This is a genomic window from Acidithiobacillus sp., from assembly GCF_023255755.1.
Lineage (GTDB): Bacteria > Pseudomonadota > Gammaproteobacteria > Acidithiobacillales > Acidithiobacillaceae > Acidithiobacillus.
The window spans coordinates 1-8397 of record NZ_JAGDVS010000063.1 but is presented as its reverse complement, the minus strand read 5'-3'; the positions used below and the strand labels follow the sequence as shown (position 1 = coordinate 8397).

At 60.3% G+C, this 8397-nt stretch carries 7 protein-coding genes and 1 pseudogene; 1 reads left to right on the top strand and 7 read right to left on the bottom strand.

Going from position 1 to position 8397, the window contains the following annotated elements; genetic code table 11:
* Window positions 1–161 precede the first annotated feature (161 nt).
* Complete coding sequence (locus tag Q0C48_RS04350) at window positions 162–944, bottom strand: DUF481 domain-containing protein (protein WP_291521908.1); 783 nt, start codon at window positions 942–944, stop codon at window positions 162–164.
* Between the two features lie 627 nt (window positions 945–1571).
* On the opposite strand from Q0C48_RS04350, the gene Q0C48_RS04345 reads away from it, so the two are divergent.
* The gene (locus Q0C48_RS04345; RefSeq protein WP_291521906.1) at window positions 1572–2114 is read left to right on the top strand and encodes a protoglobin domain-containing protein; all 543 of its coding nucleotides are present in this window, start codon (window positions 1572–1574) and stop codon (window positions 2112–2114) included.
* Between the two features lie 167 nt (window positions 2115–2281).
* On the opposite strand, the gene Q0C48_RS04340 is transcribed toward Q0C48_RS04345, so the two are convergent.
* The 6 genes and pseudogenes from Q0C48_RS04340 to Q0C48_RS04315 all read right to left on the bottom strand — a co-directional run.
* Window positions 2282–3331, bottom strand: coding sequence for an EamA family transporter (locus Q0C48_RS04340; RefSeq protein ID WP_291521904.1), 1050 nt, complete (start codon window positions 3329–3331; stop codon window positions 2282–2284).
* Window positions 3332–3500: 169 nt separating this feature from the next.
* On the bottom strand, window positions 3501–3917 hold the full coding sequence (locus tag Q0C48_RS04335) for a hypothetical protein (RefSeq protein ID WP_291521902.1): 417 nt from the start codon (window positions 3915–3917) through the stop codon (window positions 3501–3503).
* Window positions 3918–3971: 54 nt separating this feature from the next.
* Window positions 3972–7055: an efflux RND transporter permease subunit gene (locus tag Q0C48_RS04330; protein WP_291521899.1), complete on the bottom strand. Its 3084-nt coding sequence runs from the start codon at window positions 7053–7055 to the stop codon at window positions 3972–3974.
* Complete coding sequence (locus Q0C48_RS04325) at window positions 7052–7447, bottom strand: hypothetical protein (RefSeq protein WP_291521898.1); 396 nt, start codon at window positions 7445–7447, stop codon at window positions 7052–7054. Before Q0C48_RS04325 ends, Q0C48_RS04330 begins: the two co-directional genes overlap by 4 nt.
* Window positions 7432–8064, bottom strand: a complete 633-nt coding sequence (locus Q0C48_RS04320) for a hypothetical protein (protein WP_291521896.1) — start codon at window positions 8062–8064, stop codon at window positions 7432–7434. The genes Q0C48_RS04325 and Q0C48_RS04320 overlap by 16 nt, the downstream gene beginning before the upstream one ends.
* Window positions 8061–8397 (bottom strand): annotated as a pseudogene (locus tag Q0C48_RS04315) (TolC family protein); the annotation flags it as partial. The pseudogene Q0C48_RS04315 and the gene Q0C48_RS04320, both read right to left, overlap by 4 nt.

The window sequence follows — 8397 nt, the reverse complement described above, 5'->3', positions numbered from 1 at the left end:
GAGGTACCGAAGTGGCCATAACGGCGCCGACTCGAAATCGGATGGGGGGCAACCCCACGTGGGTTCGAATCCCACCCTCTCCGCCATATTAAACAGATAGTTACCCAGCATCTCTCTCCTGAATCGCCCTGCCTGATTTTGCGCCGCATAGCCCTGAGTGACTAAAAGTGGTATTTCAAATCCGCAGCAGTAATGGTGTTAAATTTTTTATAATAACTGATCACGGGAAACTCATTGTATGAGGCGGTATAAGATAGTTGTAAGGCTAATGGACCATACAGCCGGGATTGAAGGCTGGTAACCGACTCATAGGTATTGTTGTTGGCTGTTGATAGCAGGGCGGTTATGGATTCCTTGAAAGTTGCATGACGGGTCAGGTGCCACTGATAACCCACCGCCAAACGAGCGGCTGGGTTGGTTTGACGTTTCATGCCTATAGGCTGGTCTTCCTGAGCACCGATGCCTCCCTGGTAATCTATGGACATGGTTTTGTCGATAGGTACGATATTGCCTTCGCCTATGGTTTCTATCAGATGGTAATAATATCCATTAAATTGATTGCGGTCATAACGTATATCACCGAAAACATAGTGAACATTTGGTTTGAAGTAATATCGAAATTGATTCTCCAGAACGAGGCGATTGGCATAAACCGCCGTCGATGCGGCAGTATAATTGTAGCTCACATGCGCACGATTTTCCCAACGGTGATATTGCCAGCGTGCCCAGTCGTTACTGTGGAGATTTAAGGATGGGTATGTTCCCGTGGCGCTGGAAAATCCGAATGCCACGCTCCCTGACCAGAGTTTTGGCTTTTTAGCTGTGTTGGCGAAGGCGCATGTGAATGGTGTGAGCCCGGTAATAAAAATGAAAGTTATAGTAACTATAATGTATGCACGGTATTTCTGATGGGATGGTATTTGAGACGTCGACAGCAATGTCATAGGCTCTCCTGTTCAGTATGTTGAGGGTGATTTTCCATGCATCAGAATCATGGCAGCCTGGACATGACTGCTATGCGCGCTATCTCGCGGTGGCACCTAAAAGTGGTAAGCCACCCAGGAATACGCATGGTCTGGACCCTTTGATACTGGTTGTCACCGTGCCATTAGGGGGGCGATGGCGGCTACGGGCGCGCTCAAGCGGTGGCAAACTCAACCCCGGGCCACCCCGATCTCCGAGAGGGCAGGATACCTGCCGGACGAGATGGGGTAAACCAGCAGTTGATCCGATACAGGCTGTCTCTCCTTTCTGATAACCATTTGGCAACAAACCTAGAAAAGGCAGTAAGGTTGCCGGTCAAATTCGTTATACGGTCGCGAAGTCATCTGACGCCCTGCATGGTCTCGCAGTGGTACCGTGGCATTGATCATCGCGGAACCCGACGTGCCGCCACTGGATGCCCCCCTGTACTGCTCGTCACCAGCAAGCTGGTCGAGGAAATAGTGCGGGAGGCGGCCCCTTCCGCAGATTTATAATGCCTTGTAGACTACGGCCCTGCTTCGACTGCGTTTGTCTGGAAATATGGGGATCAGACGTCGCGAAGCGCTTCTTCATGTTTGGGATGAAAAATGGAAATAGAGAATAACGACGTTAACATTTTGACGTTCTGCAATATAAGCGGCCTCAGCAAAGAGGACCAAGATATGCTTATCCGTGTCGGGGAATGGATCACCCCGGCCATCCCGGCGCTGACCGGGCGCTTTTATGAGGTGTTGCAGGAAGACCCGCAAACGGCGCCTTATCTGGATGGCCGTCTGGATGTACTCCAAAAAACGCACATCGCCTGGATGAAAGAACTGTTTGCGGGCGATTACGGTGAAGATTTCATTCGCCGTCAGGAAAAAATCGGCGAGGCGCATGTCAGGGTCCGGGTGCCACCGCTGTTTGTGGCGGCAAGCATGAGCTTCCTGAGGGCCGCGTTGCCAGAAGTAGTCTCCAGAAATATGCAGGATACACAGGTGGCAGGCAAGGCCATCGCATCCCTCCTGCGCTTGATGGACCTTTGTCAGTATCTCATTGATCGTGCCTATAACCATTCATTGATGGATAATCTGGGCATTAATCCGGCTCTTTTATTGCGTCTGCAGACTATTGGCAGCAAGACGAAGTAAACAGTTATTTTCCCTTAATGGATACAGTACGCGTCGACGTTCAGGGGATCTGCATCCTGGCATCAGGCAAGCGTTGTAATTCGCCTCTGATTAGCGTGAAAATCGCCATTTTCCGACACGGGCAGCCCATGATCTGAAGGACGGGTACTGTATAATCCTGGGGGCGTTCAATGCCTGTGGAGGTGGTGCATGTCTGGCGCGTGGGCGTGGTTGTGGGTTAGCTCTTCGTGCTGGTGCGGGTGGCGATGACGGACTCCTGGCGCCACCGGAACCGCATGCGGGTGCTGGTGATGTGCTCCATGCACATGGGTATGATCATGTTCCATAAGGGTATGGGTATGGGTATGTTCGTGACGTTCGGTGAGATGCATCCAGATACCCCAACCCATCAGCGCCCCGGCAATCAGTAAGAGCGGGCCGACCGGAGCGCCGAGCATCACGCTGAGTACGGCACCGACAAAGGGTGCGCTGGAAAAATACGCTCCCGTCCGCGCACTGCCGAGATGGCGCAGGCCGACCACAAAAAGGGCGAGGCTGACGCCATAGGCGAAAAACCCGAGCAGCATTGCCGCCGCCGCGTTCGGCAGGGCAGGCAGGCGGTCACCGAGTAACAGCGCCAGACCGAGATTGACGCTGCCCGCCACCCAGCCTTTATTGGCAGCGATCCAAGTGGTATCGGTCAAGGACACCTTGCGGGTCAGGTTGTTGTCCACGCTCCAGGCGAAGCAGGCGCCGATGATGGCGGCGGCGGACCACAGATGATCAAAATGTACCTGCCCCGGCCAACTGAGGAGGACCATCCCCAGCACAATCGCCACCATGCCCCAGGCAATGCGCCGGTCAAAACTTTCCTTGAATACCCACCATGCCAGCAGCGTGGTAAACACCGCCTCCGCATTTAATAATAAAGAAGCGGTCGAAGCTGCCGACCCGTGCAAGCCGATCATGAACAGCACCGGCGCCATGATCCCGCCGGACAGCACCGAAGCGGCAAACCAGAAGGCATCCCGGCGCGATAGCCGCACGGATTCGGCACGTCGCAACCAGCGATAGAGCGTCAGGCCCAGACCTGAGCCCAGATAGAGGAGTCCAGCCAGCATCCACGGACTCACCGACGTCAGCAGAATCTTCGCCAGCGGCGTGCCTGCGCCGAAGAGAAATGCTGACAGAAGGGCAGCCTGAATGCCAGGACGCTGCAGGGTATGGAGGCGTGACATGGGAATCCTGTTGTTGGGGTCGGGCAGCTTATACCCCGGATTTACCGCTAATACGTAACCTACACCTCGCCGACGGGAAGGCGCAGGTGCCCTGACTGCTCCTCGCCTGGGGGGTCAAGGAGTGGACCTGCCGGGGATTTAACTTTTTTGCGCAGGGGCGTGCTGTGCCCTAGCGCCGCGGACCGACACCCATTCCACCACCCGCTCCGGTTCCCATCATTCCCGCACCAGGACCCATGCCTGCCGCGCCGCTACCCATACCGGCGCCGCCATTCATACGACCGGGACCCATGCCGGCACCACCTGCGGGCGGTACGGCGGGTAAGGTTACCCCTCTTTTCTTGGCCAATTCCATCATTTCTTCGTGGTGTTCCTGACGTATCCGTTCGCGTTCCTGGATGGTCTTGGCTGCACGCAATTTGGCACGATACTCCACACGTTCCTTGGGGGTCATCAACTGGCTGCCATACATCATTTGGTTTTGAACCTGTCCGGCAACCGGGCCCGCATCCGCAGCGAGGGCAACCCCGGTCGGCAGACATAGGACGACGCCGAAGATCGGAATTAAAAATGATTTTTTAGACATCTCGCACCTCCAGTGAAATATCAACGCTATCGAAATATAGTTTTTGTTGCCCCTTCAGGCAAGGAAATTGGTCCGCTGGTCCGGGCCCAACAGTGGGCGCCTGGCGGGCCATGCGGCATATAGTACTGGCGCCAGCCACAAAGACATGAACACCGACAGCAGCAGACCACCCATGACCGCTACCGCGAGGGGCTTGAGCAGGTCGGTGCCGTGGCCGACGCCGATGGCCAGTGGCAGAAAGCCGAAGACGTCGGCGAGCATAGTCATCAGGATGGGGCGCAGGCGCTGGCGGGCGGCGAGGGCGACCACGGCGGGGCGCGGTTGCGGACCACCGAGTTGCCGGGCGCGCGCAAAAATCAGGATTACATTATTGACGGCAATGGCAAAAACCAGCAGCACGCCGAGAAAGGCGGTGCTATCGAGATCGATGCCGAGCAGCAGCAGCGCCAGCAGCGCCCCCGGTGCCGCTAGCGCAATGGCCAGCAGTGCGGAGATGGCGGCGCGCTGACTGCTGAACTGAAAGCCGAGCAAGATCAGGAGCAAGGCCAGCGCGCCGCCCAGTATCAGCGCCATCTGCTGAAAGCTCTGCGACTGCTGGCGATAGTAGCCGCCGAGCAGGGTCGTCACGTTCGTCGGCAGATGCAGGCCCGCTACCACCGCGCGTGCCTTGACGGCGGCCTGCGCCAGTCCCTCACCGGGCTTCGGCTGCAGCCAGACGTAGGCGTCAGGCACCAGATTCTGATGGGTCACGAAGGGTATCGCGCCCTGCACATGAACGCTAGCGATGCTCGCCAGCGGAGTAAAGCTTCCGTCCGGCAAGCGAATGGGGAGGGCGTCCATCTTGCGTGGGGTGAAATCGTGGCCGGCGAGGCTGACGCGAATCGGCAGAATCTGCTCGCCGTGCAGGAGGAAGCCTGCCTGCCGCCCCCAGAAACGCGCTTTGACCTGGCCGGCGAGCTCCGGTGGGGTAATGCCATAGATCGCGGCCAGTGGTGACGGGGTAATCTCCAACTCCGGACCAGCAGAGGGTGACTTGAAGTTCACGGACTCAAAGGAATGGCTCTGGCGCAATGCCGCCGCCAGACGCGCGCCCTGTGCACGCAGTGTGGCGGAATCCGAGCCGAAGAGATAAACCACCAGCGGCGCGTGGGCACCCGAGAGATTACCCAGGCGTACGATCATCGTTTGGTGGAGCGTCAAGGATAGCAGATTTGGAGCCATCTGACGGAACTGTACATGCAACGTGCGCATCACTGCCTCGGTGCTCTGCGCGTGATTGGGTTTGAGGACGATGGCGATGGCCCCCTTGTTGGCCGGTGCATGGAGGAACTGGAAGCCGCGCCCGACCATCAGCGATGCCCGCTCCACATTGGGATTCTCCAACGCCACCCGCATGAAATCGCGCCCCACGCGGGTGGTTTCCGCCACGCTGCTGCCGACGGGGGTGCGGAAGGGCACCGAGATTACGCCCTCGTCCCAATGGGGCAGGAAGGCGGTGGGCAAGGTGGTCAGCGTCAGCCATCCCGCGACCGCGAGGAGCAGGACTACCGGAATAGCCCACCACGGGCGGCGCATGCCGAAAATCAGCCAGCGGCTGAAATGTCGGCGTAACCAGCGCTCAGCGCCATTTCGTCGGTTCTGATGCGGGCGCCCGGCGAGCCAGGCGGCCAGCACCGGCGTCACCAGCAGGGCGACGATTTGCGAAGTCAGCAGCGCAATGACGATGGCCAGCGCCATATGCCGGAACAGGAGCCCCAGCGTGCCGGACAAAAAAATCAGCGGCAGAAAGATCAGGCAGGAGGTGAGGGTGGCCAGGGTCATCAGCGGCAGAATTTCGGCGGCGCGGCGCAAGGCTAACCGTCGTCGTGAGGTGCGGTCGCCGTGCAGGCCGTGGAGTCCGCGTTCGACCACCACGATGGCATGATCCACCAGCGCGCCAATCGCCGCTGTCAAGCCGCCGAGCGTCATGATGTTGAGCCCGTAGCCCAGCGCATGCAGCACCAGAAAAGTGGCCGCCAGCGCCAGTGGCACCACTACCAGGGTCGCCACTGCCCCGTCGAAACGACCCAAAAACGCCAGGACCACCAGCCAGGCTATCAGACTGCCGAGCCCGAGGGCGATCCAGACATCGCGCAGGCTGCTGCTGATCAGATGGCTCAAGTCATAGATCGGCACCAGTTGTACACCGGGTGGCAGGTGCGCCCGCAATGCCGCCAGTCGGCTCTGCACGGCACGGGCGACATTCACATCGTTGGCTCTCGATTGGGAGAGTACGTCGATGATCAGGGCATGGCGGTAGCCGGGAACGGCGGCATCGGTGAGTAAGGGCGGCGGACCGACCCGCACCTGTCCCAGTGCGCCCAACGCCAGCGGGGCGCGGATGCCTTCGGCATTGGCCGGGCCGAGGGGCAGGGTCAGGGTGGCCAGATGCGCCGTGTCCACCGGCCGTGGTGTCGTGGCGACGATAAATTGCTGGTGATAGGCGTGCAGAATGCCGGAGAAAAATGGCCCCTGGGCGAGGCGGAGGGTGTCGATCACCTGCTGTGCCGTCAGGTGATATTGCGCCAGGCGCACCGGGTTCAGATCGATATGCACCTGCGGCCAGCCGCGGCCGGTGCCCTGCACCTGGTAGACGCCGGGAATCGCCAGCAGGGCAGGGCGAACCTGGAAGGCGAAAGTCGGCATCATCGCCGAGCTGTCCTGCCGATTGGACACCAGCGCATATTCGGCGAAGGGGTAGGTGTAAGGTGCCATGCGCGTCACCCGCATCTGCGCGCCGACGGGTAAGCGAACCTGCGAGAGGCGGGCCTGCAGCATGAGATAAGCGGTCTGCGGATTGATGCCGGGATTGAAGTAGACATTGAGCTTGGTCAGCCCGTTACCAGTTTGCGAGCGCACCAGCCGGACGCCCGGCTGACCCTTGGCTAGTGCCTCCAGCGGTCGGGTGATCTCGACCTCCATGAACTTGACCGGCAGGCTGCCGTCGTTGACCAGCACCGCCACGCGCGGGAAATCGACATTGGGAAACACGCTTTCCGGCAGGCTTTTTAAGGCGAACCAGCCGGCCGCCAGCAAAAACAGGGCGGCGAGGATGACGCTGAAGCGATTTTCCCAGAGGAACTCCAGATAACGCTTCATGGCTTCTGGACCTGCACGGGGGTGCCGGCGATGAGGCGGGCGTTGCCGGAGCGTACGACGAGTTCCCCGACCCGGAGATCACCGCTGACCCAGGTGCGATCACCACGGCTGGCGACGATGCGGACGGGTATCACGACCGCCCGCCCGTGGCGAACAGCGAATACCTCGGCGCGGGCACCACGCATGACGATGCTGGCGGTCGGTAAGACGAAGGCATCCGTCCCTGGTGCGGGCAGTCTTACTTGCAGCCATTCACCCGGCAGTAACGGGCTGCGCGCGGGTAGGTCGATGTAGACGGACACCAGACCCAGATGCCGCGCGCTTTGCCCGACGGAGCGAATCTTGCCATGCCCCCGCCAGTTGCTGCCATCAAGCCCTACCACTGTTCCCATCCGCAGCCCTTGCGCCACGGCGTGGCGTAGGCGTGCGCCCGGGGCGCTCCGCGGCCGGCGAGGGTGGCGATGGGCTGGCCGGCGTTGACCACCGCGCCGGCTGGCACCAGATAATGCAGGCTCCCGGCGAAGGGGGCGGTCAGTTGTTGCTCGTTGGATTGCGCCTGCAAGACGCGGAGGGCGGACCGGGATTCGTCCAGCGCTAGTTTCGCCTGCTCCACATCCTGCCGGGAGAGGACACCATCGGCATAGAGTTTCCGGTTACGGAACCACTGGCTGCGGCTGAAAGCGGCCCGCGCCTGGGCGGCACTGATGGTCGCCCGCAGGCCAGGCGGCGCGATATGCGCCACCAGAGCGCCAGCAGGGACTTGTCCGGCAGGCAGCAGCGGGCCGAGCACCCGGCCGGTCACCGCGGCGGTCAGGGTCACTTGACCGTTGCTCTCGACGGTGGCGAGTACGGTGTTCTCCTGTTGGGCCGGCGCGGAGGCGACAACGGCCACGCGTACCGGCAGTGCCCAAGCCGCGCTCATGCCGGTCAGCCAGAACAGGGTAGTGAGGCCTATAACGGCGGACCAGCGTGGAGAAATGTGGATCATTGAGCGTTTGCGGGGGGTCATGACAGCTTCCTTTGATCTGGCAACAAGCCACTATCCAATGTCAGTTGCTCACGTGTCAGGCGGGCGCGGATGGCGGCGCCCGCGCTTTGCAACTGGGCCTGCACCCAGCCATTCTCCGCTTGTTGTAACGCCAGTGCGCTTTCCGCACCGGCGAGATAGCCCTTGCGGGTCATGGTATAGACCGTCCGTGCGGTCTGTGCCAGCGTCTGCGCATCCTGCAAGGCGTTTGCTGCCGCCTGTGCCGCCCCATAATCGGCGGCCAGACGACTGCGAATCTGCAGTTGCAGCGCCGCCTTGGCGGCCTGCATGGCGGACACCTCGATGCTACCGCAA

Excerpts from the sequence above, each read along its gene's own strand:
- Q0C48_RS04350 (WP_291521908.1), bottom strand. The coding sequence starts at position 944 with ATGACATTGCTGTCGACGTCTCAAATACCATCCCATCAGAAATACCGT.
- Q0C48_RS04345 (WP_291521906.1), top strand. The coding sequence starts at position 1,572 with ATGGAAATAGAGAATAACGACGTTAACATTTTGACGTTCTGCAATATA.
- Q0C48_RS04340 (WP_291521904.1), bottom strand. The coding sequence starts at position 3,331 with ATGTCACGCCTCCATACCCTGCAGCGTCCTGGCATTCAGGCTGCCCTT.
- Q0C48_RS04335 (WP_291521902.1), bottom strand. The coding sequence starts at position 3,917 with ATGTCTAAAAAATCATTTTTAATTCCGATCTTCGGCGTCGTCCTATGT.
- Q0C48_RS04330 (WP_291521899.1), bottom strand. The coding sequence starts at position 7,055 with ATGAAGCGTTATCTGGAGTTCCTCTGGGAAAATCGCTTCAGCGTCATC.
- Q0C48_RS04325 (WP_291521898.1), bottom strand. The coding sequence starts at position 7,447 with ATGGGAACAGTGGTAGGGCTTGATGGCAGCAACTGGCGGGGGCATGGC.
- Q0C48_RS04320 (WP_291521896.1), bottom strand. The coding sequence starts at position 8,064 with ATGACCCCCCGCAAACGCTCAATGATCCACATTTCTCCACGCTGGTCC.